The organism is Pseudomonas sp. IT-P171, assembly GCF_949767765.1.
Taxonomy (GTDB): Bacteria; Pseudomonadota; Gammaproteobacteria; order Pseudomonadales; family Pseudomonadaceae; genus Aquipseudomonas; species Aquipseudomonas fluorescens_B.
This window is the reverse complement of record NZ_CATKQN010000014.1, coordinates 1-26,266: the sequence shown is the minus strand read 5'-3', so window position 1 is coordinate 26,266 and position 26,266 is coordinate 1. Positions and strand designations below refer to the sequence as shown.

Below are 26,266 nucleotides of genomic sequence, written 5' to 3'. Positions count from 1 at the left end.
CCAGATATGTAAACTGTCCCACCGCTATCGCTGGCAGGCCAGCTCCCTCAGGGATCGGAGCCGGCCTTCAGGTTGCGAAGCATGCACTATCCCGGTGCGCAACGGGAGTTCGGTTTACTTCAGGCTGCCCGAGAGGAATTGTTGCAAGCGTTCGGACTGTGGATTGACCAGCACCTCACGCGGGTTGCCGCTTTCTTCGACGACACCTTTGTGCAGGAACACCAGTTGGTTCGACACTTCACGGGCGAAGCCCATTTCGTGCGTGACCACCACCATGGTCCGGCCTTCCAGCGCCAGGGCCTGCATGACCTTCAGCACGTCGCCGACCAGTTCCGGGTCGAGGGCCGAGGTCGGTTCGTCGAACAGCATCACCTCGGGTTCCATCGCCAGGGCACGGGCAATCGCCACGCGCTGTTGCTCGCCGCCCGACATGTGGCCCGGGTAGGCATCCTTACGATGCGCCACGCCGACCTTGTTCAGGTAGTGCTCGGCTTTCTCGCGGGCTTCGGCCTTGGACATGCCGAGCACGTGGACCGGCGCTTCCATGATGTTTTCCAGCGCGGTCATGTGCGACCACAGGTTGAAATGCTGGAACACCATCGACAGGCGCGAACGCATGCGTTGCAGCTGTTTCGGGTCGGCGGCCTTCAGCGCGCCGTCCTTGTTGGCCACCAGTTTCAGCTCTTCGTTGTTGAGCAGAATTTTGCCCGCGTGCGGCTGCTCCAGCAGGTTGATGCAGCGCAGGAAAGTACTTTTGCCGGAGCCACTGGAGCCGATGATGCTGATCACATCACCAGCCGCCGCTTTCAGGGACACGCCCTTGAGCACTTCGTGACTGCCATAGCGTTTATGCAGGTCTTGGACTTCAAGTTTGTACATGCGGTCGGTTCTCACAAAAACAGTCAGTCAGTCGTTGAGCAAGCGCCCGTGACGCAGCGCTTCGCGCCCCGCCACCTTGGCCAGCCAGAAACCGGGTTGGGCATAACGCAGCCGTTCAATGGCAAACAGCACCCCGGACGTACCAGCACACACCGTGCTGACCCGATCCGATAACGGATCGATCACTTCGAAAATCTCGTCGCCGGCTTCGATCCACTCACCGGGTTTACGCAAGAAACTGATCACGCCCGGATGCGGCGCGAACAGCAATTCGGTGCCTTCGAACGGCATGCCTTCGCAAGCTTCTTGCGCCGGTTTCGGCCATTCGCCGCTGATCAAGCCTTGCTCGGCGAGGAACGCCAGAATGCCTTCGGCGTAAGCCTCGGCATCAGCGCGACCGGTGTCGGCCTGACCACCCAGTTCAATGGTGGTCGCCAGACAGGCCAGCGGAATCTGCGCGTCCGGGAACTGACGCGACAGACGCAGCCACGGCAACGAGCAGGCTTCGTCGAAGGAACTGCCGCCGGAATCTTCCGCCAGCAGGCCCACTTTCACATTCAGGTGCGCGGCGAGCGAACGCCATTGCGGCCAGTGTTGCGGCAAGGCGTACATATGCAGCGCAGCTTCGGCGTCGCAATGCAGATCCAGCACGACGTCGGCGGTGCAGGCGTGGCTGAGCAGCACGCGCTGCATGCCTTGCAACTGGCTGCTCGCCTCAGGCAATGCGGCCAGATGATCGCTCATGGCCTGACGGATCAAGCGGATATTGGCGTGCGGATCGTCGCCCAGATGCCCTTCCAGCTCGGCGGCCACCGGCGCGCTCAGCTCGACGAAATCGCGGTTGAAATTCTTGCCGCTGCCCGCTTCGAAACGTCCTTGATGATTGCCTTGCAGCAGCTGACCGAGGCCCAGTGGATTGGCCACCGGCACCAGCTCGATCACGCCGTTGAGCAAGCCCTTAGCTTCGAGTTCGGTCAGGCGCTTTTTCAGCTCCCAGGCGGTGCGCATGCCCGGCAGTTCATCGGCGTGCAGGCTGGCCTGGATGTAAGCCTTGCGCTCGCCGCTGCCGAAGCGGAACACCGAAATCTGGCGTTCGCTTCCGAGGTGGCTCCACGGCAATGGATGATCGATGCGTTCCATATCAGTGCTTCCGCGGGGCCAGATAGCCCAGCCAGCGGCGCTCGGCCAGTTTGAACAGCTTCACCAGAATGAACGTCAGGCACAGGTAGAACACGCCAGCGGTGATGTAAGCCTCGAACGGCAGGTAGAACTGAGCGTTGACCGTGCGCGCGGCACCAGTGATGTCGATCAGGGTCACGATGGAGGCCAGACTGGTGGTCTGCAGCATCATGATCACTTCGTTGCTGTACTGCGGCAGCGCACGGCGCAGGGCCGACGGCAGCAGGATGCGTTTGTACATCTTGAAGCGCGACATGCCCATGGCCTTGGCCGCTTCGATTTCACCGTTCGGCGTAGCGCGCAGGCTGCCGGCGATGATTTCAGCGGTGTAGGCACTGGTGTTGATCGCGAAGGCCAGGCACGCACAGAACGTCGCGCTGGACAGCCACGGCCACAGGAAGCTTTCACGTACCGCTTCGAATTGCGCCAGCCCGTAGTAGATCAAAAACAGCTGCACCAGCATCGGCGTGCCGCGGATCACGTAGGTGAAGAGCCAGGCCGTCATGTTGACGGCTGCGTTCTTCGAGACGCGCATCAGGCCCAGCGGCAAGGCCGCCAGCAGACCGAAAAACAGCGACAGCGCGAGCAATTTGAGGGTGGTCACCAGGCCGCCGAAGTACAGCGGCAAGGCCTCCCAAATGACGTTGTAGTCGAAGATCATAGATCAGCCGCCCTTACGCCTACCGAGTAGCGCTTCTCAAGGTGACGCAATGCCAGCAACGAGACACTGGTGATCACCAGGTACATCGCCGCCACTGCGAGGAAGAAGGTGAAAGGCTCGCGGGTGGCATCTGCCGCCTGCTTGGCCTTGAACATCATGTCTTGCAGTCCCACCACCGAAATCAGCGCGGTGGCCTTGGTCAACACCAGCCAGTTGTTGGTGAAGCCCGGAATCGCCAGACGAATCATCTGCGGCACCAACACCCGGAAGAACACCTGAAAACTGCTCATGCCGTACGCCATGCCAGCTTCTGCCTGCCCCTTCGGGATCGCCATGAACGCGCCACGGAAGGTTTCCGACAGGTACGCACCGAAGATGAAGCCCAGGGTGCCGATACCGGCGGCCAACGGGTTCAGGTCGATGTAATCGTCATAGCCGAGCATCGGCGCGACGCGATTGAGCAGGTCCTGACCACCGTAGAAAATCAGCAGGATCAGCACCAGGTCGGGAATCCCGCGGATGACCGTGGAATACAGATCGCCCAGCCAGGCCAGCCAGCGCACCGGGGAAAGACGCAGCGCAACGCCGATCAGCCCCAGAAGGATGGCCAGGGCCATGGACGACAAGGCGAGCTGAAGCGTCAGCCATGCGCCATCGAGGATGACAGCCCCGTAGCCTTTCAACATGATTCAGGTCCTCGAAAGTTGGGATGAAAAAATGGCGCAAACCTCAGAGATCCTGCTGCTTGCGCCATTTCGGACTTGTCGCCTGGACGTGTTACTTGCCGTAGATATCGAAGGCGAAGTATTTGTCCTGGATCTGCTTGTACTTGCCGTTCTCGCGAATGGCGGCGATCGCGGTGTTGATCTTGTCTTTCAGCGCGTCACCCTTGCGAACCGCGATACCAACGCCGTCGCCGAAGTACTTGACGTCGGTGAAGGCCGGGCCAACGAAGGCGAAACCTTTGCCGGCGTCGGTTTTCAGGAAACCGTCATCCAGCAGCGTAGCGTCTGCCACGGTGCCGTCGAGGCGACCGGCAGCCACGTCGAGGTAGATTTCGTTCTGCGAACCGTACGGCTTGATCTCGGCACCCAGCGGGGCCAGGACTTCGCGGGCGAAACGCTCGTGGATCGAACCACGTTGCACGCCGATGTTCTTGCCCTTGAGCTCGGTCAGGCCTTCGCTGACTTGAGTGCCGGCCTTCATGACCAGGCGAGCCGGGGTGTTGTAGTACTTGTTGGTGAAGTCCACGGACTTCTTGCGGTCTTCAGTGATCGACATGGACGACAGGATCGCGTCGATCTTGCGCACTTTGAGTGCCGGGATCAGACCGTCGAACTCTTGCTCGACCCAGGTGCACTTGACCTTCATCTCTTCGCACAGGGCGTTGCCGATGTCGTAGTCGAAACCAACGATGCTGCCGTCCGGTGCCTTGGAAGCGAACGGAGGGTAAGCCGCTTCGATACCGATTTTCAGAGGCTTTTCATCGGCGAAGGTTGGCAGGGACAGCACGGACAGTGCCAGGGCGCCAAGCAGCACGAGTTTCTTCATCTTGGGACTCCATCGGTAAAGGGCTAAAACGGCAGAGTGAGCGACAGCCCAATATGCGAATGAGTGGAACCGGAAAGCGTTGCTGCGTCCTACAGTGCCTGTGCGAATTTTCAACACAGGCAACGACGAGCGAGTGATCGGCATTCTAACGACAGGCCCGAAGCCGATATTTCTTCAATGCGACAACAAATTACAGAAGCACCGAGAAAGCCGTTTGGGCACGTTGACAGCCTTGCAATTTCATGCAAGAGCAAAAGACAGTGAACCGATCTATATTGCAAATTGCGGGCCTATTATTGGCAAAGCCTTCTAATCCGGCAAGCATAGCGTGGGTTCTTATTTTTTTGCCGAGCTGAAGCGCACCGTTGCAGGCTTATGGCGTTTCTCAATGCCCCGTATCGGCGCAAGCGGTTACACATTCGGTTACTTGAAGGGTGGCGGGTAACAGTGGGAAATGGCTTACGGGGGAAGCCGATAATTATTGGTTGAACAGATCGCCATCGCTAGCAGGCTAGCGAAGAGGCCCAACCTGCCAACACAAAACCCAGGCAGTAAAAACCCCACCAAGCTCAACACCTCCCACAAAGGAGCTGCGCTCGATGCACATTGTGAATCCACCGGAGATCCCTGTGGGAGCTAGCCTGCTAGCGATGAGGCCCGGTCAGGCAATACAAAATCCGCAGACAAAAAAAACCCCACCAGGCTCAACACCTGGCAGGGCTTCGATGACTCGGAACGTTACTTACGCAACATTCATCGTCTTGTGTGTATCAATCAAATGCTGCACCACACCTGGGTCCGCCAGGGTGGAGATATCCCCCAACCCATCATATTCGGCCGTCGCAATCTTGCGCAGGATCCGGCGCATGATCTTGCCCGACCGCGTTTTCGGCAGCCCCGGCGCCCACTGAATCACATCTGGCGAAGCAATCGGGCCGATCTCTTTACGCACCCAGTTCTTCAGTTCCAGACGCAATTGCTCGCTCGTCTCTTCGCCAGCGTTCAGCGTCACGTAGACATAAATGCCCTGCCCCTTGATGTCGTGCGGCACGCCGACCACGGCAGCCTCGGCGACTTTCGGGTGAGCGACCATCGCGCTTTCGATTTCGGCGGTGCCCATACGGTGGCCGGACACGTTGAGCACGTCGTCCACGCGACCGGTGATCCAGTAGTAACCGTCTTCGTCACGACGCGCACCGTCACCGGTGAAGTACATGCCACGGAAGGTCTTGAAGTAGGTATCGACGAAGCGGTCATGGTCGCCGTACAGCGTGCGCGCCTGACCCGGCCACGAATCGAGAATCACCAGGTTGCCCTCGGCCACGCCTTCGATGATGTTGCCCAGGTTGTCGACCAACGCCGGCACCACACCGAAGAACGGACGCGCCGCAGAACCCGGCTTGAGGGCGTGAGCGCCCGGCAGCGGGCTCATCATGTTGCCGCCGGTTTCGGTCTGCCACCAGGTATCGACGATCGGGCAACGGGACTTGCCCACATTCTTGTAGTACCAGTCCCACGCTTCCGGGTTGATCGGCTCACCCACCGAACCGAGCAGGCGCAAACTGCTGCCATCAGCACCTTCGACAGCGGCCTGACCCGACGCCATCATCGCGCGAATGGCGGTTGGCGCCGTGTAGAGAATGTTGACCTTGTGCTTGTCGACGATCTTCGCCACCCGAGTGATGTCCGGGTAGTTCGGCACGCCTTCGAACAGCAGCGTGGTCGCGCCGTTGGCCAATGGGCCGTAGACGATATAGCTGTGGCCGGTGACCCAGCCGACGTCGGCGGTGCACCAGTAGATTTCGCCCGGGCGGTAGTCGAACACGCGCTCATGGGTCATGGCCGCGTAAAGCAGGTAGCCGCCGGTGGTGTGCTGCACGCCTTTAGGCTTGCCGGTGGAGCCGGAGGTGTAAAGGATGAACAGCGCTTCTTCGGCGCCCATCTCTTTCGGCGCGCAGACACTGCCCGCCACTTTCATCAGGTCTTCAAACCAGATGTCGCGATGCTGGTTCCACTTGATGTCGCCACCGGTGCGCTTGCACACGATGACTTTCTGGATGCTGCTGGTTTCCGGGTTGGTCAGCGCGTCGTCGACGTTGGACTTGAGCGGGATCTTCTTGCCGGCACGGATGCCTTCGTCAGCGGTGATCACCACTTTGGATTTGCAGTCGATGATGCGACCGGCCAGGGCTTCCGGCGAGAAACCACCGAACACCACCGAGTGAATCGCGCCGATCCGGGTGCAGGCCAGCATGGCGACCACGGCTTCGGGGATCATCGGCATATAGATAGTCACCACGTCGCCGCGGTGCACATCCTGGCCGCGCAAGGCGTTGGCGAACTTGCAGACTTGTTCGTGCAGCTCGCGGTAGGTGATGTTGCGGCTTTCGGCAGGGTCATCCCCTTCCCAAATGATCGCCACTTGATCGCCGCGCTCGGCCAGATGACGGTCGAGGCAGTTGTAGGAAACGTTCAGGGTGCCGTCGGCGAACCATTTGATATCGACATGGTGATCGTCGAAGGACGTCTGCTTCACCGTGGTGAAAGGCTTGATCCAGTCGAGGCGCTTGGCTTGTTCGCGCCAGAAGCCGTCCGGGTTGACGACGGACTGCTGGTACATCGCCTTGTAGGTCGCCTCGTCAGTCAGCGTATTGGCCAGAACCTCGGGACGAACGGGATACAGGGAAGCCGCACTCATCTTTCTTACCTCGGTGGAATAGTTGTTTTTGTATGACCCCAGTTGTAGCCGGGCCGGGGCTATAGAACCATTCGACGATGGTAGTAACAAGCCCCTACAAATTATCGTGATAAGCCTCTCGAACACACCGCAACCCCTGTGGGGGCGTGGCTTGCCCGCGAAGAACGATCACGCGGTCTACCTGAAAAACCCCGTCGAACGATCACCAATAAGCCGGCCATTACGAATGCTATTCCGCGATTGTTACGAAATCTGTCAAAGGTGTTTATCAAAACCCCACCTATATGAACGCCGCCCCCACGCCTAAAATCAGCCTCGCCAACAAGGCAAACCCTGATTAACCAAGTTGCAGCCCCCACGAAGGCAGTTAATCAAAAAACACCGGTAATCAAGTTCCACACGCAACCCCAAAAAGGTTGCGTGACCCCACTCGACCTCTAAAAGGTAAAACCGAAATGAAAGCTTTATTAGTTCTGGCCCTCTCCAGCCTGTGCGCAACCGCCATGGCAGACGAGGTCCCGACTGATGTCGCACAGCAACAACCGGCCATCGAGGAATACACTTACTCCACTCACCTGGACATCGCCAAAGTTATCTCCATGAGTGAAATCCCCAATGTGTGCGAAGTGGTCCCCATGAAAATGGAATACGACGACTCCAAAGGCCAACGCCACATTCTGCGCTACAGCATCATGGGTAACGGCTGCTCCAACGGCTAATCACCCGCACTCCCCTTTAACGGTTCGACCCACCCGCCCGCTGTACAAGGCAGATGAAGCGCCGAACCGTAAAGATCGATTATATCGATAGCTTCAAGCGTTTATTTGCGCTTTTTAATCAAATTAGTCGGCGTAGTATGAATTCCACACCAAGGCACACAACGCCAACGAACCTGGAGCCACTACCATGAAAGCCAAACTGATCATCGCCCTGACCCTGTCCGTGCTGGCCGCCAACACCTTCGCCGCTGACGGTTACGACCGCACCGGTTCGGCAGCATTCACCACTGCATCGGCTGTCGCTTCTGACGGTTACGACCACACCGGCTCGGCTAAAGTCGCCGCCGATGGTGCCGATCACGTCGGTGCAGGCAAACTCGCTTCCGACGGCGCCGACCACGTCGGTGCAAGCAAACTCGCTTCCGATGGTGCAGACCACGTCGGTGCAAGCAAACTCGCTTCCGACGGTGCCGACCACGTCGGCGCAGGCAAACTCGCTTCCGATGGTGCAGACCACGTCGGTGCCGCTCGCCTGAGCTGATCATCGAGCGTGACTGACAGCCCGACTTCGGTCGGGCTTAGTTGTGTCTGCAGCCACCGAAAACCGACTCAAAACACAAGATGTAGTGAAAAACCCGTTTTTCTGGCTATTTTTTGAACAAAAAAGTAGTGCGTCAAAATTTAAGAAAAAAAATCTTCACCCGCGATATCCAGCCAAAGCCCTGTAAACCCTCGCTCCGACCGAAAAACCCTCCTTCTCGACCGCTCCATGCGCGGATTCGCCCCACCACGGCCGTAAAAATTTCCCTATAATGCCGGCTTAAACGGGCCTGCAATATTCCCTTACAGGGGTCAAAAGCCAGTCTGAAGCCCACGCAGAACTGTTCACGCTATCTGCGCCCATCAGCGGCTTCGGAATACCCGTACAAAATTCTGTTTGATGCCTGCGTATAGCTGTTGCAAAAAACGATATTTCTATAGATCCAACGCGGTCAGACCGACCGTGTGAAAAACCATCACACGGGCATCTGGCCCTCACGCAGGAGACGACACGTCATGCTGAGCTGGGACGAATTCGACAAAGAAGACAGCGGCGAGACCGTGGTAAAAGGCGCCAACGCCGGCCACGCGACTGAAGCCAACATGGACCGACTCGACACCGCTGGTGGTGTCGCCGCTCAAGAAGCTCGCGCCGTAACCGCGAACGACTCTGCCGCTATCGCCCGTGCCAAAGCAGCCCTGGACAACCTCGACATCGCTGAAGGCCTCGCCGAACTCGAAGGCGCCTCCGCCCGTGTCGCCGTTGACGAAAAGCGCATGATCAACTGCCGCGCCGACCTCAACCAACTCGTGCCTTTCAAGTACGACTGGGCCTGGCAGAAGTATCTGGACGGTTGTGCAAACCACTGGATGCCGCAAGAAGTCAACATGACCGCCGACATCGCCCTCTGGAAAGACCCGGAAGGCCTGACCGACGACGAGCGCCGCATCGTCATGCGCAACCTCGGCTTCTTCTCCACCGCCGACTCCCTGGTTGCCAACAACCTGGTCCTGGCCGTGTACCGCCTGATCACCAACCCGGAATGCCGCCAGTACATCCTGCGCCAGGCTTTCGAAGAGGCGATCCACACCCACGCCTACCAGTACTGCATCGAATCGCTGGCCATGGATGAAGGCGAGATCTTCAACATGTACCACGAGATCCCATCGGTCGCGAAAAAAGCCACCTGGGGCCTCAAATACACCCGCTCGATCTCCGATCCGAAGTTCGAAACCGGCACCGTCGAAACCGACAAAGAACTGCTGCGCAACCTGATCGCCTACTACTGCGTTCTGGAAGGCATCTTCTTCTACTGCGGCTTCACCCAGATCCTCTCCATGGGCCGCCGCAACAAAATGACCGGCGTCGCCGAGCAGTTCCAGTACATCCTGCGCGACGAATCCATGCACCTGAACTTCGGCATCGACGTGATCAACCAGATCAAAATCGAAAACCCACACCTGTGGGATGCCGAGATGAAGGAAGAAGCTTCGCAGATGATTCTGCAGGGCACTCAGCTGGAGATCGAATACGCTCGCGACACCATGCCTCGCGGCGTGTTGGGCATGAACGCGGCGATGATGGAGGACTATCTGAAGTTCATCGCTAACCGTCGTCTGTCGCAGATTGGGTTGAAGGAAGAGTATCCGGGGACGACTAACCCGTTCCCTTGGATGAGCGAGATTATGGACTTGAAGAAAGAGAAGAATTTCTTTGAGACTCGGGTTATTGAGTATCAGACTGGTGGGGCGTTGAGCTGGGATTGATTCCCGAGCTCGCCGTGATTTGACGATGTAAATCGACAAATCGAAATACGAAAAGCCCCGATCTGATCGGGGCTTTTTATTGGGTAGGAAAAGACTTACTTATCTGACGCTCGCCGCCAAAACTCCTACAGCAACTCCAGATCTTTCTGCATTGATGAAAAATTAAAGCGCTTCTAAGCTCCATTGCAGGTGCCTAAGAAACGCCCAACGTAGAAGCTACTCAATCACACAATGATCGCGCATGTCTAAAAGGACATACGCACGACTTTGTGTTTGAAGATAATGCTTGTTGGGATGTCCTTAAGTCCTCTACGTCGGGTTTTGGCCCTCTCAACATTCATACGTAGAGGTAATGGATATGCCGACACAAAGCCCCCTCCGCTCCCCCTCCCTCTCGGAGATCGGTCATGCCTGATCCGATCATTCCAACACGCTTTGCACGCCACAACCTCCACCTCCATGCCCTCCTTCTGGAAAACCAGCCATGGTTCTGCGCCCGCGATCTCGGTCGTCTAATGGGTTTCCATCTAAGTGATCGTGTGGTCAGCAAACTGGACGAGGATCAGCGCCATACGTTGTTAATTGAGTACTACGGACAATCTGAGCGGCGACTCATGCTTAGTGAATCCGGTGCCTATGCGTTGCTGGTGTATCACTACGCCCCCGGGAATCGGTTATTGCGTGAGTGGCTGACTCATCAAGTAGTCCCGGCGTTGCGCGATGCGGGGCCTTCGAAGAATGCAGATCGGCCGATGTTGAGTTTGTTGGATTGGCCGGAGATGTCGTTGAGTCTGCTGCATTGGCAGGATGAAGGCTGGATTCGGCTGCGGGATATGCCTTATCTGTTGCTGAATCGAACACGAAGGCGCGTTTCAGCGGCTAAGCCTTGGTGGCGCAGGGTCCTAGAGGTGTTTCACCCTTCGAAGCATTCGGTCGGTTAGCGCTTCTCGTAGACCGCCCGCCCCGTATCGTCCGAGGGTTTTTAACCCTCGGCGACGTTATGAGCGTAAAGAAGCAAGAAAGCGACTGGACTGCGTTGAAATTAAAGCCAATGGAACTTGGCGCATCGCTCAATCAGTTTCAATTGCTTCCAACCGCTGCTTAAGCCGCTCATTCACCAACGCCCCGTGCACACCAGAATGAATTTCCCGATGGCAACTTGGGCATACAGCCCCCACATAGCGTGGGTGATCTAACCCACCATCGGAAAGCCGGTTTACGTGATGAGGCTCTAGGTAAGGTGTGCCATCCTTTTTCATAAAAGGAGCCGGCTTCTCACAGCTCTCACATTCACCCTCGGCGCGCATCAGCACATAGTGCGCAACCTTACGGCTGCGTTGGTAGATCTTACGCGGAGCGGATTGCCCTAAATCATCGTTGGTAGGCTTACATGCAGCCAGCGCAGCCAACCGTGCAGCAGCCAGAGACTCGGAAAGGTCAGCTTCATCTTCATTCTGTTCTTCAGCTTCAATTATTTCACCAGGAATGCCCACAGGGACTAACCGAAAAACAATCGCAGTCCGGTCCTGGCCGCTCACATCCGGCTGGGTCCGCTCAAACATGTCGGCGCAAGAAAACTCGCCCAAGTAAGCGTTGCCTTTACCTTTGCCGAGGGACTTAAACAAGTGTAGCGCTCGGCCATCCTCTGCATGCTCAGCGATGGCTCGGTTGCCTCGGATCAAAGTCATCGGCCCGCGTTGTCCTTCACCGGTATAAAGGTAGGCGCCGTTGTCCCAATCGTCGGCATACCCGTATTGCTCACCACTATCGCCCGTGAACAAAAATATCGCAGGGTAGGTAGCGGACGCTGCAATGCCGCTTTGTAGGCTCCCACCGAACGGTCCATTGATTTCAGTTTTTCGGTCGTAAACAGCCCCCGGAGTGAACTGCAACAGCGGCTCGCCGTCCCCACGCGGTAACTCCACAATAGTGAAGCCTCGCTTTTCTAGGTAACTGTTGGTCGGGCGCCCACCGGAGAATTCGCCTACGGCAATGCCGGTCGCCAAAGAGACGATTTTCTTCGCTGGATACAGTTCACCACCCGAGTGAACGGCGTAACGGTGAGCTAGGTTATTTTCCCAGCCCTGCCACTCACGCCTACTACGATACTTACGATCAAACTCCAGCATCGCTTTGTCTATTCGTTCCTTCGAAACCGCTTTGATCGCCACGAGCGCTGCCCTTTATCGACAATTTCCGTAGGAAAATTCCTACCGCAGCCAAAGTACCAAAGGGTTTCAATACGGAACAGGGCGAAAAGCCACTATTTCTAAGCGCTATTGCTCAATAGTGCGTGCGCCATAACTCGCTACCCGTTATTAATACCTCCCCCACTCAAGGACCCGAGCCCACCATGAAATTCGACCTCGCCTACTGCCTCAGCCTCGACGACAAGTTGTCGATCTATGACGTGCGGGATCTGAATTTCGACGAAACCATGGAGTTCGATTCCGCCAAGGAACACTTCCAGTGTCCCAACGACGCTTGCCGCTTGGCCTTCGATGCGGCGAATGTGTTGACGACCTTCAACGCCAAGAACGTGAACTACGTTCGCACCCCGCACTTCAAGAACACGCCCAGCACCCGGCATGTGGCGGATTGTCCTTATGTCAGTCTCAAGACGCCGGCGTCAGGTGTGGACGCGGACGGTGCGGAAACGGATGACAGCCGTGAGGAGCATTTTCCGTCGGAGTTGTTGCTGACTCGGCGTCAGTATGTGCGTAAGCCGTCGAACCCGGCGGTCGCGGCAGATGTGATGCGAGCGGACCTGCAACCGGCGACAAAGGCCAGTGACGTCGAGCACCCAAGCCACGAATCAGCACCGGACAAGACCAGCATCTTCGCTCACCCGGTGGAGTGCTTCGTGTCGAACTTCGAGGACAAGGACCTGCTCAAGCGCATGCCGCTGAAGATTGGCGAGCACACGGCGCCTTATGGGTCGTTCTTCAAGAAGATCGAGTACCTGACGGACAACAAGGGGCTGATTTACTGGGGCAAGATCAAGGAGATCAAGGATTACACCCAGAGCTTTCGCATCGACTTCGAGCAGAAGGTCTGGTTCAAGCAGGCGGATGAGGCGAAGAAGAAGCCTTATTCGGTCAACGTTTACCTGAGCAAGAAGTTGATCGAGAACTACCGCAAGCGCAAAGCGTTTCTTGAGGAGATCAAGCACGCCATCGACAGCGAGGCGCAGTTGTATTGCTTCTTTTATGGCGTGACGCCGGAGTTGAAGCAGGTGCCGAGCAAGAAAAACCCCGAGCAGACGTTCGGGGTGTTCAGTGCGAATATCGAGAACCTGGATCACTTCATTATTCGGGAAGCGCCGGGGTTGGCTGATAAGTAAACTCGTCTCAGGGCAGCTGCAGCGCGACGCCGCCGGGGTGTTGTTTGACGAGTTTGTAAGGCAGGACGCCCCAACCAATGTTTTGACACACGGCAGCCACGTGAGGGAAGGATGGCTCTAACTTGATGCCTTTCTCGGTGAAGTACCAGCGCGGATAGTGCCAAGGGTAATCATCGTTGTAGCCGCAATCGTTCTCGCCCTCTGGCGTTGTCGTCATTTCAGTGGGATAGAGCTTAAGCAGTTGTGCCACCAGCCACGGCGCCAGCTCTTTATTGCGGTAATCAGAATAAGCAGTGGATGACTCGGACGAAGAGTTATAGACGTCGTAGTCTTCCTCGTAATGCAGTGGTTTGCCCTGCCCCACCCACAGCACATCTTCAAGCGTCAGGGATTTGCCCGTTTTGGTATCGAAGTTGATTGAGTCATTGATCTGATCCGGATAAGCACCGCCACAGAAGTACTCGGTTGACACCCGAACGCTCATCACGGACGGCGTCATCCACAGAGGCTGACTGATCTGTGAGTAATAGGCGTCAGCGTAATTGGCGAAACATCCGTAATACCCCACGACTTCTCGCCACAAACGGCCCATCAATTGCTGGTTGATTTGCTGACGCTCTTCGGCGCTGTAACCCGAAATCACTTCAAATAGCTCGGCGTTTGATTGTGGCTCACGCCACCATTGCAGCGTGTATCCCATGAAGGTTTCGGTCTTGCCTTGGATGAGTTTCATACCTTGTAAGCGCAGGTATTCGTAAGGCGCCTTGTCGTGAAGTCTGACGAGATAGGGCAAGGTCTCGGCGGGAACCGGAGGAAGGTTTGCTGGCTGCAACTGGATCTTCAAGACCTTCCCTTTAGGGCTGACCCATTCACCGGAAAAACCGTTGGATTCGGGTTGTAAGCGAATTGTCGGAAAAGGTTTGTACTCTCCATAACGCTGGTCACCCTCTTCGAGCACCAGCGTTTCCCCTTCCTTCGTGCCACTGAGCACTAAGTCCTTGCGGTACTTTTGATAAAAGTACCGCCCCTCACTGCCGTCGGCGCTCACCTCCAGCACAATCGGCATTTTGCCCAGCATTCCGGTGTAGGTCTGCTTGCCGCTGTCGGCCCACAACACTGTAGGAAACGTTGAGCACACCAACACGACAATGCCCGTGAGACGAAACAATCCTTTGAACATCAAATCATCCTTGAATACAGCGAGCGTTGGCTCGCAAAAAGTGGGCGGATTATGGCGAACCCGCTTGCGAGAATCGATAAAAAGCTGACTTGATAGCCATCAACTCAGGCACATACTGATCATCACCACTACCAGCAAACCAATGTAAACCCGCGCATGTATCCGATCCGGAATCCGCCCGATCCACGGCGTGGCCAGTCGAATGCCCACCAACGATCCCATCGTCAAAACCGCAAACGCCAGCAGATCCACATAACCGACAAACCACGCGCCCAGATCAAACTCAGTGAACCCCGCCATCGCCATGTAAGTCACCGTCCCGGCCAGCGCCACGGGCAGGCTTAGTGGATTGGCCATGGACGTTGCCTGAGACATGCTCAACCCGCAACGCCGCAACAACGGCACGGTCATGACGCTACCGCCCACGCCGAGGAATGTGGCGATGGCGCCGATTCCTACACCGCCACCGGACACTTCCGCCCTCCCCAATCGCCGTGGGATTGCGTTATCGGTGTGCGTCAGAAATCCACGTCTGAACAGGCAATCCACAATGGTTACGCCCAGGTAGGCAATAAAGGCATACCGAATCACCTCGCCACTGACCCACATCGCTGCCACTGCGCCGACCACAGCGCCCACTCCGATAAACCCACCCAACGGCCACAGGTAATGGCGAATCAGATTACCCGCGCGGTGGTGTTTTCCGGTGGCGACCAGTGCGTTGACGATCATCACACAGGTCGAGGTGGCGACGGCGATGTGCATCACCGATTGACCAATCGGGTCGTCTGCACCATGGCTGGCCATGAGCATGCGGTACAGCAACGGCACGACGACAAACCCGCCACCGAAGCCGAACAGCACGGCGGTGACGCCGGTCATGCAGCCGAAAAGTGCCAGCAAGAGATAGAACATCGCGCGTCGTCCATTAGGTGGGAGCGGTCGACGATAGAGCGATGCAGCTTGGCCTGCTTCAGCAAGTCAGCCAATATTGTTTGCGTTTAAGCCAACTGCTGGAAGCCGCTTGATGCGCAATGTTTCGATTAATGGGCTGGATGACACGCCACGGTCGGTGGTGGCGATCGGTACGGATTATTCCTACGGTCAGGTGTTGCCTCTTCATACGCACCGACGGGCGCAGTTGTTGTACGGCGCGACCGGGGTGATGCAGGTCAGCACGCATGACGGCAATTGGGTGGTGCCGCCACAGCGGGCGGTGTGGATTCCGCCGGGGGTGGCGCATGAGGTGTTGATGCTGGGGGTGAGCACGCGGAGTTTGTACATCGAACCGGGGGCGGTTGATCTGGGGAGTCGTTGTCAGGTGATCAGCGTTTCGCCGTTGATGCGGCATTTGCTGATGGAGGCGGTGGAGGTTCCGCTGGCGTACGACGAGGTCGGGCGCGACGGGGCGCTGGTTGATTTGCTGCTGCATGAACTGGCGCGCAGTGCTCACTTGCCGTTGCACATTCCGCTGCCTGTCGATGCGCGGTTGCTTGCGTTGTGCCGGGGCTTTTTGCAGCGGCCCGATGCTCATCAGTCGCCGCAGCAATGGGCGGATCAGTTGCACATCAGTTTGCGCACGTTCAATCGCCTGTTTCGCCAGCAGACCGACCTGAGTTTCAGCCAGTGGCGGCAGCGCGCCTGTGTGGTGTTGGCCCTCGCGCGGTTGGCGGTGGGTGAGCCGGTGACGCGGATTGCTTTGGATTTTGGCTATGACAGCCCGGCGGCGTTCTCGACGATGTTTCGCCGGGTGTTGGGTCAGGCGCCGTCCGTCTGGTTGGAGGGGGCGAAATAAAAATGAGTTTGATCCGGGCGCAAAACAACTGTACAAAATCACAGTACTTTTTGAATAAGCACTCTTGAGCCCGGAGAACACCATGGCCTCTTATGCGATGAAAATCACCCTGGAACGTATCGCCCTCTTCCAATTCACCCCCGCTCACTGCGCCCAGGCCCGGGCGATGCTGGGCTGGAGTGTTGATGAGTTGTCGCGGGAGTCTGGCGTTTCGGTCGACGCGATTGAGCGATTTGAGGCCCGGCGTGATGTGCCGGAGGCTGATCGACTGGCGCTGGCTTATCGGTTTGAGTCGGAGGGGTTGGTGTTCTTCCCGGGGTTTGCGCCGGGGCGGGGGATGAATATGAAAGGGTCGGCAGCGGAACCGATGGGGCGCACTGATTTCGCGATGGTCGAGTGAAAGAAATCATCGATTGATGATTATTCTGCCATTTATGTTCTGCACTGCTTTCAGAAGAAGTCGACTTCGGGTATCAGAACCACGCAGTCCGACATCGATTTGATCAAGGAGAGACTTCAGGCGGCGCAAGACCACGCAAAAGGATCAGATCATGATTGAAATCGAAGAAAGCAGCGGCAACGTCTACGAAGACCTCTCGGCGCCCAACGCCAATGAAATGCGCGTCAAATCCCAACTGGCCGCAAAAATTGGCGAAATCATAAAGGCTCGCCATTTGACTCAGGTTCAAGCGTCTGAAATTTTGGGTCTGTCCCAACCCAAGCTCTCTGAAATGTTGCGCGGGAAGTTTCGCGGCATTAGTGAAGCAAAGATGATGGAATGCTTATCCCTGCTCGGGCGAGACGTGCAGATCGTGGTCAAGTCAGCCCCTCGATCGAGAAAAGAGGGGCGAATTGAGGTGGTTTTCACCTGAAGTAAAAATCCCAGTGTTTGCGTTAGAAGCCTTTACAGCTTGAACGCAGGCGTTGGCCTTGCGTTGGAAGCTTGTTCATACCCATAAGCAATTGCCAGCAGATGGGCCTCGCTCCACTGAGTCCCGAAGAAGAACACCGAGGTCGGCACTCCGTGATCGTCCGCTCCGGAAGGCACCATGACGCCGGGATAACCTGCCAACGCAGTGACGTTCAACCCTGGGGAGCCCACGTCCCACACTACGGCATCCAGCTGATGCTCAAGCATCACGTTGTCGATGGCAGCCGCATTTTCGCTTTGAATTTTTTGCCACAACTCGTTGTACGTGTTCTCGTCAAAATCAACGTTGTTGGCCGCGCTCAACGTGGTTTGCCCATACGCCTCGGCGTCGGGGCAATGCTCGTTGTATTGCAGGAGATCCTCCAGGCTCTGGATTGCAAGACCGGTTCGTGTGGCCAGGTATCGCGGCAGATCACGCTTGATACCCATCCAGAATCCGTTTTCCACCTCCTCCGGCGACAGGGATTGAGGATCATCGAACACCACCGGAATCAATGTCGCCCCTGCGGCCTGCATGACTTCCAGCGCACGGGAAAACTGAGGGTCGCTTTGTGCGGCCTCGCCGCTGGTCTCGAACTTGACGGGATACCCGATGCGCCGTCCCACCAAGGCATTCGGGACCAGCAAAGCCGTATAGTCCACGCCGCTGATGGCGTGCGGCTTTTTGACCGGTTCGGCGTCGTCGTTGCCGGACATGGCATTCAACAGCAGTGCCGCCTCCCGAACGGTGCGCGCCATGGGCCCGGGCGTATCGACTTTTTGACTCACCGGGACGATGCCGCTGCGGCTGAGCAAGCCCACGGTAGGCTTGAGGCCGACCACGCCGTTGACGGACGCCGGGGCGATAATCGAGCCGACGGTTTCCGTTCCGAGTGCCAGCGGCGCGAAACCTGCGGCAACCGCCGCGCCGGAACCTGAGCTTGAGCCGTAAGGTGATTCGCTCAACACGTGCGGGTTTTTGGTTTGCCCACCTCGGCTGCTCCACCCATCGGGGATGGCAGGATCGCGGAAATTCGCCCATTCACTGAGGTTGGTTTTCCCGAGTATCACCGCCCCTGCTGTTCTGAGCTGTTGCACGATGAAAGCATCTTGAGCGGCCGGCTGACCGACCATGGCCAATGAACCGGCGCTGGTCTGCATCTGATCGGACGTGTCGATATTGTCTTTGAGCAAGACGGGAATGCCATGCAGAGGGCCCCGTACGTGCCCTCGTTGTCGCTCTTGATCGAGCACTTCGGCAATGGCCAATGCATCAGGGTTGAGTTCGATGATCGCGTTGATCGCCGGTCCCTGTTTATCCAGCGCCTCGATCCGGTGCAGCAGGTGCTGCACGAGCGCTACAGCACTCAGCTGATTGCGCTCCATTCTTTGGCCGAGTTCGTCGACACTTGAATATTCCAGCCCCAACCGGGGTGTCAGCCTTTGCGTAGCGTCGTTTAGCGTTTCATCCATGTGATCAAGCTCCTTGTGATGACTGATAGCGAGTGAATAAGCTCACTCGCTTTTCAAGCCTACAGAGGCCGCTGGAAATGTCCGTCATCTCCTGGCACTGCATCACGTATGAATATTCGCGCCCATCTGTAGCCGCTCAGCCAACACTCTCCTGATACACCTGCTGCTCGACCTCGGACCACCAAACACTCCCCCGCTGCGGATACATCACGTTGAATGCCTCACCCATCTGCGGCGTGGTAATCGACACGCTGCGCTCCCAGGCCAGTGCCAGGATCCGGTCAAACGGTTCGAACCAGGCGTGCATCGACAGATCGAAGGTGCCGTTGTGAATCGGCAGTAACCAGCGGCCTTTGAGATCGATGTGTGCTTGCAGGGTTTGCTCAGGCTGCATGTGCACATGCGGCCACTCAACGTTGTAAGCACCGGTTTCCATCAGCGTCAGGTCGAACGGGCCGTACTGTTCGCCGATACGTTTGAAGCCGTCGAAGTAGCCGCTGTCGCCGCTGAAGAAGATGCGCGTGTGGGCGTCGATCATCACCCACGAGGCCCACAGTGTGCTGTTGCCATCGAACAGGCCACGGCCGGAAAAATGTTGCGACGGGGTGGCGATAAACTGGATGCCGTCGACTTCGGTGCCCTGCCACCAGTCGAGCTGGCGCACTTTGCTGGGTTCGATGCCCCACTTGATCAGGGTGTCGCCGACGCCCAGCGGCGTAAGGAAGTACTTGGCCTTGTCCGCCAGTTTGAGCACGGCCTCATAATCGAGATGGTCATAGTGATCGTGGGACAGGATCACCGCTTCGATCGGTGGCAATTCTTCGAGGCTGATGGGCGGTTGGTGAAAGCGTTTCGGACCGGCCCATTGCACGGGTGAAGCGCGGTCGGCGAAGACCGGGTCGGTGATCCAGAATTTATCCCGCAGCTTGAGCATGACGGTGGAGTGGCCGAGGCGATAGACGCTGTGATTAGGCGCGGCGATCAACGCATCGTGGGTCAGGCGTTGCACCGGGACAGCCGTGGTTGGGCGGGTGTTGCGCGGTTTGTGGAAGATCATGCTCCACATGATGCGTACCATTTTGCGAAAGCCTTCTCGCTGCACGGGCGCATGGTTTTTGAAGGCCCCGTCGACCTGACGGGAAGCTTCAGGCGCAGAGGCGTTGGTGGAATTGGCCATGACGGAATGACTCCAGGAAACCGCACAGTCGGCAGTTTCTGCGGTGGGACGATAAATGGCCAAGGCACGCACGCATCAGCCGAACACTCTATTTTTGGCTGTGCAGGATTAACCAAACATTACACTGCACAGTGTAGTTTCTAGGTTGCATCAAAGCCGATCACAAGTAAACTGCTGAGTGTAATTCCTGAATTCTTCTGCCGAAGCGTACTTATGACAGCTCCACAGCGCCTGACCGACCGAAAACGCGAAGCGATCATCCAAGCGGCGATTGCCGAATTCCGTGCCAACGGTTTCGACATCACCAGCATGGACAAGATTGCCGCCACCGCTGGCGTGTCGAAGCGCACGGTGTACAACCACTTCCCCAGCAAGGAAGAGTTGTTCGCCGAAATCCTCAATCAGTTATGGGCGCGGGTGACGGCCGAACAAGAAACGTCCTACCGCCCTGACCTGCCGCTGCGCGATCAGATGCGCCTGATTCTGATGGCAAAATTGCAGATGATGGGCGATGACAATTTTCTCGACCTGGCGCGGGTCGCGATCGCAGCCACCATCCATTCCCCGGAGCGGGCGCAGAACATGGTCGCGCGAATGGGCGAGCGCGAAGAAGGCCTGACCGTGTGGATTCGTGCCGCTCAGGCCGATGGACGCTTGAAGCCGGTCGACCCGGGGTTTGCCGGCCAACAGATTCAGGGAATGCTTAAATCCTTTGCCTTCTGGCCGCAGATTTCCATGGGGCTGCCCGGCCTTTCGCCCGAGATGCAGACCACCGTCGTGGACTCTGCGCTGGACATGTTCCTCGCCTGCTATCAGCTCTGAATCAAGCGTTCACTGCGCCCTGGCCCCTATTAAATGGCTTGGAAGGACACTGATTATTCCCGCTGGAATAAATGACAATGTCCGCGATTGACCGATGAACGGTAGCTCTGAATAAAACACGGCAATGTGTTTCAGAATGAATCTGGCGCAGGACACTATGGAAAACCAACGCGGCAAGGGCTTGTCATTTGCCAGACGCATTTACCTGCCCCGAACCATTGGCCTTGGCGTCGGTTGCATCAGCGTGGCCGCTGCGTTGTCTCCATTGAACATGCCGTTTTGGATGTGGGCGTGGATGCTGGTGAACGCCTTTGTCTGGCCCCACGTTGCCTATCAACTGTCGATCCGCGCGAACTTTCCCTACAAGACCGAACGCCGCAACCTGCTTTTCGATTCGCTGTGTGGCGGTTTCTGGGCGGCGACGGTTCAGTTCAACCCGCTCACGACAGTGACCATCCTGGCGATGATGGCGATGAACAACGTCGCCACGGGAGGCCTGCGGTTGTTCATGCTCGGCACCTTGACCCAAGCGACGGGCGTCATGATTGCCTGGCTGTTGTTCGGCGCGATGTTCAACCCAACGACCACCAATGTACAGATTTGGGCGTGCCTGCCGATCCTCACGCTCTACCCGTGGGCGGTGGGTATGGTCTGCTATCGGTTGGCGATCAAACTGTCCGAACACAAACGCGCCTTGAGTGCCCTGAGCCGCACTGACAGTCTGACCGGCCTGCTCAACCACGGCGCCTGGAAAGACCTGCTGCAACTGCAATTCCACCACTGTCGCGAACACCAACAACCCGCCGCGATTGCCTTGATCGACATCGATCACTTCAAACCCATCAACGACACTTACGGGCACATCGTCGGTGACTCGGTGCTGCGCCAGTTGAGCGCCGAGCTCAAGCGCAACCTGCGCGAATGCGATCTGGCCGGGCGCTATGGCGGTGACGAATTCTGCGTGATCCTGCCCGGCATGCCGTTGCATCAGGCGCGGGATGTCATGGAACGCCTACGTGAGGTGCTGCATGACTACCGGCATCAGGAGATTCCCGGACTGCGGGTCAGCCTGAGCATCGGCCTGGCCGCTTTTCACCCGTCCTTCACCGATGCCATCGCCTGGCTCGATGACGCGGACAAAGCCCTCTATACCGCCAAAAACACCGGTCGCAATAAAATCTGTGTAGCCACCCGCGATACCGAGCGCAACACGGCTGTCACGCTGGCGATTTAGCCAAAGCTGCGCGGCTTGCCGGGCAGTGGCGCTATAGTGGACCTCAGTCCAGCGCTGCAGAGAGCATCATGACCACCGAAACCAAAACCACCGCGACCGTCGATCACTTGCGTTTCCAGCGTCCTCACGCTCACCTGGCGCCGACCTTCGGCACTGACAAGTTTGCCCTGCGCGCCGAGGCCTTTGCGCGGTTCTTCGGCACGCCGATGTTTCTCGGGGCGCAGACGCTGATCGTCGCAATATGGATTTTTCTCAACGTGGCGGGCATCACCCACTTCGATGCCTACCCCTTCATCCTGCTCAACCTGGCGTTCAGCCTGCAAGCGGCGTACGCCGCACCGTTGATTCTGCTGGCCCAGACCCGCCAGGCAGCACGGGACAAAGCCCAGTCCGAGGCCGATGCGCGGCACCGCGAAGACCTGGCCGTCGCCAACAGCGAACGTCAGGCCCAGGCGGCGCAGAACACCGCGCAATTGCTCGAGTTGCTCGAGCAAAACACCCGCCTCACCGAGATGACCAAAACCCTCACGGAACGCATCGAAGTCCTGACGTCGGAAATGCACCAGCATTTCGTGCGCAAGGCCTGACACTGTTCAAGGCAGTTTCAACGCCAGCCCCAACTCATCAAACAACGTCACCACCGAACGCAAGGCGCGACAATCCGGACGGGTCAGCAACCACAACGCGGTGTCGTAACCGTGCAGCGGCTCGCTCAACGGCTGCAGCCCGTCACCGATCAGAAAGTCCGGCAATGCCGCAACGCCCAACCCGGCCCGCACCAGTTCGGTGACCGACAACATGCTGTTGCAGCGATAACCCGGTGTGACGCCAGGCAAGTGCTGGCGCCGCCAGGCGACAGTGGGGTGATCGGGGAGGAAGTCGTCCGGGGCGATCCACGTGAGCGAGGCCAGGTCTTGGGCATCGACCGATTTCAGATACGCCGTACTCGCACACACACGGTATGACACCTGCGCCAGGCGTCGTCCTACCAAATGCTCGGGTGGCGCCTGGGTCAGGCGCAAGGCGATGTCCGCATCCCGGCGGCTGAGGTTGGCGAAGTCATTGGACGTGCTCAGCTCGAGCGTCAGCGCCGGGTAACCGGGCATGAATTGCGCCAGCGCCGGCAACAGCAAACCTTGCAGGACCGAATCGGTACAGGTCAGGCGCACGGTGCCGCTGATGACTTCACCGCCCTGCTCCACGCCGATGCGCGCGGCCTCCAGCGCCTGTTCGGCGCGCTCGGCCTGTTCGGCCAAGGTCTGCGCCAGGCTGGTGGGCAAGTAGCCGGCGCGGCTCTTTTCGAACAATTGCTGACCCAATGCCGCTTCCAGTCGGCGCACGGCGCGGAACACGGTCGAGACGTCGACTTTCAACAACGCCGAAGCCCGGGCCAACGAGCCGCCACGCACCAGGGCGAGGATCAGAGACAGGTCGGGGTACTCCAGTCGATAGTGCGCGGCTGCATTGATCACTTGGGATAACGCCAATATTGAGTGCGTGAACGCCAATCTATAGTGGGTTCCAGGAATCAACAAGCGTGGAGAGCACTCATGGAAAACACCGTCATCCGCATCGCCCTGATCGGCGATTACGACCCGCAAGTCACCGCCCACCAGGCGATTCCCGTCGCCCTCGGCATGGCAGCCGAACACGCAGGCCTGGACGTACAGTTCCAGTGGTTGGCCACCGATCGCATCGACAACGACACACCGCTGGAAGACTTCGATGGCTTCTGGTGCGTGCCAGCCAGTCCCTACCGTAATGAGGGCGGTGCGTTGCGAGCGATCCGCTTTGCCCGCGAACAACAGCGACCTTTCCTCGGCACGTGTGGCGGTTTTCAGCACGCCGTACTCGAATACGCCCGCAACGTTCTGGGGTGGAAAGATGCCGAGCACGGTGAGACAGCACCCGATGCGACGCGAGCGCTGCTCACACCACTGACCTGTTCGTTGGTGGAAGCCGTCGACAGCATTCAGCTGGTTGAAGGTTCGTTGATCGCCAAGGCGTATGAACATTCCGAGATTCGCGAAGGCTATCGCTGCCGTTACGGTGTGAATCCTGAATTCGAGCGGGCGTTACTGAGCGAACGGTTGTGCGCCACAGGACATGATTCGACGGGGGAGCTGCGGGCAGTGGAATTGCGTGGGCATCCGTTTTTTGTGGCCACGTTGTTTCAACCGGAACGTGCCGCGCTCAAAGGTCTGTTACCGCCGCTGGTCAGTGCGTTGATCGAAGCGTGCGTGAGGCAGACATCATGATGGCCCGGACGCCGGAACCGCCTTACTACGCGGTCATTTTTACTTCGCGGCGAACCGACGGTGACCAGGGTTACGCCGAAGCCGCCGAGCGCATGGTAGAGCTGGCACGCGAGCAGCCGGGCTTTCTCGGCGTGGAATCAGCGCGGGGTGAAGACGGGCTCGGGATTACGGTGTCCTATTGGGCCAGTGAGGCAGCGATTCTGGCGTGGAAACTTCATCCCGAGCACAGTGCGATTCGTGAGCGTGGGCGCTCGACCTGGTATTCGGCGTGCAATACGCGGGTGTGCAGGGTTGAGCGGGCTTATGGGTTTAAGCAGTAGATGATGCGGTGTTCCTTAGGCTGCCATCGCGCGATGGGGCCAGCACAAACACTGCCAATCTCAGCTCTGCACCAAACTCCGCACCGCCGAAATCTCCGGCACTTCCCGCCGATTCATGTACACCCGCAACGGCTCGGTGATGTTGATCCGGTCATCGATGTTCTGATCCAGCAACAACTGGATCAGCTCGCGCTTCAGCGTCATGGCCTGCTCCGGCCCCGGCGCCCAGACGAATTCACTCGCAGGAATGATGCCGTCATCCGCCACGTCCATGCCGAAGGAATCTTCGCTGAAACGCACGATGTACTGGCCGGTCTTGCGGTTGAGGCCGACGAAGCCTTTGAGTTGTTCGGCGGCCTGGCAGATGAGCTGGGAAGTGATGCGCATGATAAACCTCACACAAGTGATCGATGGTTTACACGCAGGGCAATTGAACGGCTTTTCCCTCTGCCGGGGAAACTGCCGGGGCCAAGAGTACTGCAAAGAGCCGCACAAATGTGCCGAAAAAATGGCCTTTAAACACGTTTATGTCGGTCTCGCGATAGCGCTGGCGGCGCTCAGTTGTTAAAAGAGACGTCTTTGAAAACTCTCTGCGAAAGGATCTCGACCATGCCCGTTACTTTCACCAAGAGCGCCCTGCTGCTGAGCGTGCTGCTGGGCCTCGGCCAGGCACAGGCCGCCAGCGAACCAAGCCCGACCTCACTGGCAGCCCGTTCGGGCATTCCGCATCCGGCGGTCATCGCTCACCGCGGCGCGTCTTTCGATGCACCGGAATCCACCGCCGCCGCTTATAAACTGGCGCGCGACCTGGGCGCCGACTACCTCGAACTGGACCTGCAACGCAGCAAGGACGGCGTGCTGTTTGCCCTGCACGACAACAATCTGCAACGCACCACCGACGTCGCCAGCAAATTCCCTGAGCGCAAGGACAGCCCGGCCAACGCGTTCACCATCGCCGAACTGAAAACCCTCGATGCCGGCAGCTGGTTCAACAGCGCTTACCCGGATCGTGCCCGTCCCTCCTACGCGGGCCTGAAAATCCTGACCCTCGACGAGATCATCGACATTGCCCAAGGCAATCCGCTGCACAAGCCCGGCTTGTACATCGAAACCAAAGAACCCAAGCAATTCCCCGGCATCGAAAGCGACCTCAAGGATAAATTGCAGGATCGCGGCTGGCTGAGTCCGGCGGGCTCCAAACTGGCGAAAAGCAATCTGGCGGTTGGCCAGGGCAAAGGCAAGGTGGTGCTGCAAACCTTCGAGAAGAGCAGCCTCGAACTGCTGGAAAAGGAAATGCCGCAGGTGCCGAAGATCCTGTTGCTGTGGGTGGGTGAAGGCAGCATCGAGCCCAAGTCCAAGGTGACGTTCGCCGAGTCCGGCGACAAGGATAAAGCGACTTACTACGCCAAGCAGGAGCCGAAGGACAAAGCCGAATTCCAGCAATGGGTCGAATACGCCAAGGCCCAGGGCGCGATCGGCACCGGACCTTCCGCTGCACTGACCAAGGGTGGCGATCAGAGCTATTCGGACCTGGTGAAACCGTGGATGAACCAGTACACCCATGATCAGGGTTTGTTGGTGCACGTCTACACCGTTGATGATGCGGTGGATTACCAGAAAGTCATGGACGCCGGGGTCGACGGTATTTTCACCAACCGCGCCAGCGAGCTGTTGAAGTTCTATAAACGTCCGGCGGCGGCGAGTGTTGCGCAGTTGCTGACAAACAACGGGTATTGATCCGGGACCGAGGCACCCGTATC

28 protein-coding genes are annotated in these 26,266 nt (G+C 57.9%); 15 read left to right on the top strand and 13 right to left on the bottom strand.

Annotated features, from left to right (window positions below; translation table 11 throughout):
- Positions 1-114: 114 nt before the first annotated feature.
- The 6 genes from ACM6I5_RS13530 to acs form a co-directional block, all read right to left on the bottom strand.
- Positions 115-879, bottom strand: coding sequence for an ABC transporter ATP-binding protein (locus ACM6I5_RS13530; RefSeq protein WP_008154324.1), 765 nt, complete (start codon positions 877-879; stop codon positions 115-117).
- Positions 880-906: 27 nt separating this feature from the next.
- Positions 907-2,019, bottom strand: coding sequence for a M14 family metallopeptidase (locus ACM6I5_RS13525; protein ID WP_017340227.1), 1,113 nt, complete (start codon positions 2,017-2,019; stop codon positions 907-909).
- 1 nt (position 2,020) lies between these two features.
- Positions 2,021-2,719, bottom strand: a complete 699-nt coding sequence (locus ACM6I5_RS13520) for an ABC transporter permease (RefSeq protein ID WP_017340228.1) — start codon at positions 2,717-2,719, stop codon at positions 2,021-2,023.
- On the bottom strand, positions 2,716-3,405 hold the full coding sequence (locus ACM6I5_RS13515) for an ABC transporter permease (RefSeq protein WP_017340229.1): 690 nt from the start codon (positions 3,403-3,405) through the stop codon (positions 2,716-2,718). Before ACM6I5_RS13515 ends, ACM6I5_RS13520 begins: the two co-directional genes overlap by 4 nt.
- Positions 3,406-3,496: 91 nt before the next feature.
- The gene (locus ACM6I5_RS13510; protein WP_010457256.1) at positions 3,497-4,270 is read right to left on the bottom strand and encodes an ABC transporter substrate-binding protein; all 774 of its coding nucleotides are present in this window, start codon (positions 4,268-4,270) and stop codon (positions 3,497-3,499) included.
- 742 nt (positions 4,271-5,012) lie between these two features.
- Positions 5,013-6,968 (bottom strand): acetate--CoA ligase, encoded by a 1,956-nt coding sequence (gene acs / locus ACM6I5_RS13505; RefSeq protein ID WP_017340230.1) that lies wholly within the window; start codon positions 6,966-6,968, stop codon positions 5,013-5,015.
- A 455-nt stretch (positions 6,969-7,423) separates the two neighbouring features.
- On the opposite strand from acs, the gene ACM6I5_RS13500 reads away from it, so the two are divergent.
- The 4 genes from ACM6I5_RS13500 (at position 7,424) to ACM6I5_RS13485 (ending at position 10,935) form a co-directional block, all read left to right on the top strand.
- Entirely contained in the window at positions 7,424-7,687 is a 264-nt protein-coding gene (locus tag ACM6I5_RS13500; RefSeq protein WP_017340231.1) for a DUF2790 domain-containing protein, read from the top strand.
- A 187-nt stretch (positions 7,688-7,874) separates the two neighbouring features.
- Complete coding sequence (locus tag ACM6I5_RS13495) at positions 7,875-8,228, top strand: hypothetical protein (protein ID WP_414884060.1); 354 nt, start codon at positions 7,875-7,877, stop codon at positions 8,226-8,228.
- A 515-nt stretch (positions 8,229-8,743) separates the two neighbouring features.
- A complete protein-coding gene (locus ACM6I5_RS13490) occupies positions 8,744-9,994 on the top strand; it encodes a ribonucleotide-diphosphate reductase subunit beta (RefSeq protein WP_017340233.1) in 1,251 nt (416 codons plus the stop codon).
- 407 nt (positions 9,995-10,401) lie between these two features.
- Entirely contained in the window at positions 10,402-10,935 is a 534-nt protein-coding gene (locus ACM6I5_RS13485; RefSeq protein WP_414884059.1) for a Bro-N domain-containing protein, read from the top strand.
- A 129-nt stretch (positions 10,936-11,064) separates the two neighbouring features.
- Here the strand turns inward: ACM6I5_RS13485 and ACM6I5_RS13480 are convergent, their stop codons facing one another.
- Positions 11,065-12,165, bottom strand: coding sequence for an HNH endonuclease (locus ACM6I5_RS13480; RefSeq protein ID WP_414884058.1), 1,101 nt, complete (start codon positions 12,163-12,165; stop codon positions 11,065-11,067).
- Between the two features lie 182 nt (positions 12,166-12,347).
- Between ACM6I5_RS13480 and ACM6I5_RS13475 the strand changes: the two genes are divergently transcribed.
- On the top strand, positions 12,348-13,337 hold the full coding sequence (locus ACM6I5_RS13475) for a hypothetical protein (RefSeq protein WP_414884057.1): 990 nt from the start codon (positions 12,348-12,350) through the stop codon (positions 13,335-13,337).
- Positions 13,338-13,344: 7 nt separating this feature from the next.
- On the opposite strand, the gene ACM6I5_RS13470 is transcribed toward ACM6I5_RS13475, so the two are convergent.
- Both ACM6I5_RS13470 and ACM6I5_RS13465 read right to left on the bottom strand, forming a co-directional pair.
- Positions 13,345-14,517, bottom strand: a complete 1,173-nt coding sequence (locus ACM6I5_RS13470) for a hypothetical protein (RefSeq protein ID WP_414884056.1) — start codon at positions 14,515-14,517, stop codon at positions 13,345-13,347.
- A gap of 99 nt (positions 14,518-14,616) precedes the next feature.
- A complete protein-coding gene (locus ACM6I5_RS13465; RefSeq protein WP_414884055.1) occupies positions 14,617-15,432 on the bottom strand; it encodes a sulfite exporter TauE/SafE family protein in 816 nt (271 codons plus the stop codon).
- Between the two features lie 112 nt (positions 15,433-15,544).
- On the opposite strand from ACM6I5_RS13465, the gene ACM6I5_RS13460 reads away from it, so the two are divergent.
- The 4 genes from ACM6I5_RS13460 to ACM6I5_RS13445 all read left to right on the top strand — a co-directional run bounded on the left by ACM6I5_RS13460 (position 15,545) and on the right by ACM6I5_RS13445 (position 17,184).
- On the top strand, positions 15,545-16,312 hold the full coding sequence (locus ACM6I5_RS13460) for an AraC family transcriptional regulator (protein ID WP_414884054.1): 768 nt from the start codon (positions 15,545-15,547) through the stop codon (positions 16,310-16,312).
- Between the two features lie 82 nt (positions 16,313-16,394).
- On the top strand, positions 16,395-16,712 hold the full coding sequence (locus ACM6I5_RS13455; protein ID WP_017340239.1) for a helix-turn-helix domain-containing protein: 318 nt from the start codon (positions 16,395-16,397) through the stop codon (positions 16,710-16,712).
- Positions 16,713-16,724: 12 nt separating this feature from the next.
- Complete coding sequence (locus tag ACM6I5_RS13450; protein ID WP_144425321.1) at positions 16,725-16,871, top strand: type II toxin-antitoxin system RelE/ParE family toxin; 147 nt, start codon at positions 16,725-16,727, stop codon at positions 16,869-16,871.
- A complete protein-coding gene (locus tag ACM6I5_RS13445; protein WP_414879277.1) occupies positions 16,864-17,184 on the top strand; it encodes a helix-turn-helix domain-containing protein in 321 nt (106 codons plus the stop codon). The genes ACM6I5_RS13450 and ACM6I5_RS13445 overlap by 8 nt, the downstream gene beginning before the upstream one ends.
- Before the next feature lie 32 nt (positions 17,185-17,216).
- Here ACM6I5_RS13445 and ACM6I5_RS13440 read toward each other — a convergent pair whose 3' ends face one another.
- Both ACM6I5_RS13440 and ACM6I5_RS13435 read right to left on the bottom strand, forming a co-directional pair.
- Positions 17,217-18,695, bottom strand: coding sequence for an amidase family protein (locus tag ACM6I5_RS13440; RefSeq protein WP_414884053.1), 1,479 nt, complete (start codon positions 18,693-18,695; stop codon positions 17,217-17,219).
- A 136-nt stretch (positions 18,696-18,831) separates the two neighbouring features.
- Positions 18,832-19,872 (bottom strand): MBL fold metallo-hydrolase, encoded by a 1,041-nt coding sequence (locus ACM6I5_RS13435; protein WP_414884052.1) that lies wholly within the window; start codon positions 19,870-19,872, stop codon positions 18,832-18,834.
- 213 nt (positions 19,873-20,085) lie between these two features.
- On the opposite strand from ACM6I5_RS13435, the gene ACM6I5_RS13430 reads away from it, so the two are divergent.
- From ACM6I5_RS13430 to ACM6I5_RS13420, 3 genes are all read left to right on the top strand, one after another.
- Complete coding sequence (locus tag ACM6I5_RS13430) at positions 20,086-20,694, top strand: TetR/AcrR family transcriptional regulator (protein ID WP_017340242.1); 609 nt, start codon at positions 20,086-20,088, stop codon at positions 20,692-20,694.
- Positions 20,695-20,851: 157 nt separating this feature from the next.
- On the top strand, positions 20,852-21,928 hold the full coding sequence (locus ACM6I5_RS13425; RefSeq protein WP_414884067.1) for a diguanylate cyclase: 1,077 nt from the start codon (positions 20,852-20,854) through the stop codon (positions 21,926-21,928).
- A 68-nt stretch (positions 21,929-21,996) separates the two neighbouring features.
- The gene (locus ACM6I5_RS13420) at positions 21,997-22,515 is read left to right on the top strand and encodes a DUF1003 domain-containing protein (protein WP_017340244.1); all 519 of its coding nucleotides are present in this window, start codon (positions 21,997-21,999) and stop codon (positions 22,513-22,515) included.
- 6 nt (positions 22,516-22,521) lie between these two features.
- Here ACM6I5_RS13420 and ACM6I5_RS13415 read toward each other — a convergent pair whose 3' ends face one another.
- Entirely contained in the window at positions 22,522-23,463 is a 942-nt protein-coding gene (locus ACM6I5_RS13415) for a LysR family transcriptional regulator (protein WP_414884051.1), read from the bottom strand.
- A 15-nt stretch (positions 23,464-23,478) separates the two neighbouring features.
- On the opposite strand from ACM6I5_RS13415, the gene ACM6I5_RS13410 reads away from it, so the two are divergent.
- A complete protein-coding gene (locus ACM6I5_RS13410) occupies positions 23,479-24,186 on the top strand; it encodes a CTP synthase (RefSeq protein ID WP_414884050.1) in 708 nt (235 codons plus the stop codon).
- Positions 24,183-24,506 (top strand): antibiotic biosynthesis monooxygenase family protein, encoded by a 324-nt coding sequence (locus ACM6I5_RS13405; protein WP_414884049.1) that lies wholly within the window; start codon positions 24,183-24,185, stop codon positions 24,504-24,506. The genes ACM6I5_RS13410 and ACM6I5_RS13405 overlap by 4 nt, the downstream gene beginning before the upstream one ends.
- Before the next feature lie 60 nt (positions 24,507-24,566).
- Here ACM6I5_RS13405 and ACM6I5_RS13400 read toward each other — a convergent pair whose 3' ends face one another.
- Positions 24,567-24,893, bottom strand: coding sequence for a DUF2025 family protein (locus ACM6I5_RS13400; protein ID WP_150633922.1), 327 nt, complete (start codon positions 24,891-24,893; stop codon positions 24,567-24,569).
- 222 nt (positions 24,894-25,115) lie between these two features.
- On the opposite strand from ACM6I5_RS13400, the gene ACM6I5_RS13395 reads away from it, so the two are divergent.
- A complete protein-coding gene (locus tag ACM6I5_RS13395) occupies positions 25,116-26,243 on the top strand; it encodes a glycerophosphodiester phosphodiesterase (RefSeq protein WP_017340249.1) in 1,128 nt (375 codons plus the stop codon).
- The last annotated feature ends 23 nt before the right edge of the window (positions 26,244-26,266 follow it).

Coding starts and splice junctions, on each gene's coding strand:
- ACM6I5_RS13530 (WP_008154324.1), bottom strand. CDS start 879: ATGTACAAACTTGAAGTCCAAGACCTGCATAAACGCTATGGCAGTCAC.
- ACM6I5_RS13525 (WP_017340227.1), bottom strand. CDS start 2,019: ATGGAACGCATCGATCATCCATTGCCGTGGAGCCACCTCGGAAGCGAA.
- ACM6I5_RS13520 (WP_017340228.1), bottom strand. CDS start 2,719: ATGATCTTCGACTACAACGTCATTTGGGAGGCCTTGCCGCTGTACTTC.
- ACM6I5_RS13515 (WP_017340229.1), bottom strand. CDS start 3,405: ATGTTGAAAGGCTACGGGGCTGTCATCCTCGATGGCGCATGGCTGACG.
- ACM6I5_RS13510 (WP_010457256.1), bottom strand. CDS start 4,270: ATGAAGAAACTCGTGCTGCTTGGCGCCCTGGCACTGTCCGTGCTGTCC.
- acs (WP_017340230.1), bottom strand. CDS start 6,968: ATGAGTGCGGCTTCCCTGTATCCCGTTCGTCCCGAGGTTCTGGCCAAT.
- ACM6I5_RS13500 (WP_017340231.1), top strand. CDS start 7,424: ATGAAAGCTTTATTAGTTCTGGCCCTCTCCAGCCTGTGCGCAACCGCC.
- ACM6I5_RS13495 (WP_414884060.1), top strand. CDS start 7,875: ATGAAAGCCAAACTGATCATCGCCCTGACCCTGTCCGTGCTGGCCGCC.
- ACM6I5_RS13490 (WP_017340233.1), top strand. CDS start 8,744: ATGCTGAGCTGGGACGAATTCGACAAAGAAGACAGCGGCGAGACCGTG.
- ACM6I5_RS13485 (WP_414884059.1), top strand. CDS start 10,402: ATGCCTGATCCGATCATTCCAACACGCTTTGCACGCCACAACCTCCAC.
- ACM6I5_RS13475 (WP_414884057.1), top strand. CDS start 12,348: ATGAAATTCGACCTCGCCTACTGCCTCAGCCTCGACGACAAGTTGTCG.
- ACM6I5_RS13470 (WP_414884056.1), bottom strand. CDS start 14,517: ATGTTCAAAGGATTGTTTCGTCTCACGGGCATTGTCGTGTTGGTGTGC.
- ACM6I5_RS13465 (WP_414884055.1), bottom strand. CDS start 15,432: ATGTTCTATCTCTTGCTGGCACTTTTCGGCTGCATGACCGGCGTCACC.
- ACM6I5_RS13460 (WP_414884054.1), top strand. CDS start 15,545: ATGCGCAATGTTTCGATTAATGGGCTGGATGACACGCCACGGTCGGTG.
- ACM6I5_RS13455 (WP_017340239.1), top strand. CDS start 16,395: ATGGCCTCTTATGCGATGAAAATCACCCTGGAACGTATCGCCCTCTTC.
- ACM6I5_RS13445 (WP_414879277.1), top strand. CDS start 16,864: ATGATTGAAATCGAAGAAAGCAGCGGCAACGTCTACGAAGACCTCTCG.
- ACM6I5_RS13440 (WP_414884053.1), bottom strand. CDS start 18,695: ATGGATGAAACGCTAAACGACGCTACGCAAAGGCTGACACCCCGGTTG.
- ACM6I5_RS13435 (WP_414884052.1), bottom strand. CDS start 19,872: ATGGCCAATTCCACCAACGCCTCTGCGCCTGAAGCTTCCCGTCAGGTC.
- ACM6I5_RS13430 (WP_017340242.1), top strand. CDS start 20,086: ATGACAGCTCCACAGCGCCTGACCGACCGAAAACGCGAAGCGATCATC.
- ACM6I5_RS13425 (WP_414884067.1), top strand. CDS start 20,852: ATGGAAAACCAACGCGGCAAGGGCTTGTCATTTGCCAGACGCATTTAC.
- ACM6I5_RS13420 (WP_017340244.1), top strand. CDS start 21,997: ATGACCACCGAAACCAAAACCACCGCGACCGTCGATCACTTGCGTTTC.
- ACM6I5_RS13410 (WP_414884050.1), top strand. CDS start 23,479: ATGGAAAACACCGTCATCCGCATCGCCCTGATCGGCGATTACGACCCG.
- ACM6I5_RS13405 (WP_414884049.1), top strand. CDS start 24,183: ATGATGGCCCGGACGCCGGAACCGCCTTACTACGCGGTCATTTTTACT.
- ACM6I5_RS13400 (WP_150633922.1), bottom strand. CDS start 24,893: ATGCGCATCACTTCCCAGCTCATCTGCCAGGCCGCCGAACAACTCAAA.
- ACM6I5_RS13395 (WP_017340249.1), top strand. CDS start 25,116: ATGCCCGTTACTTTCACCAAGAGCGCCCTGCTGCTGAGCGTGCTGCTG.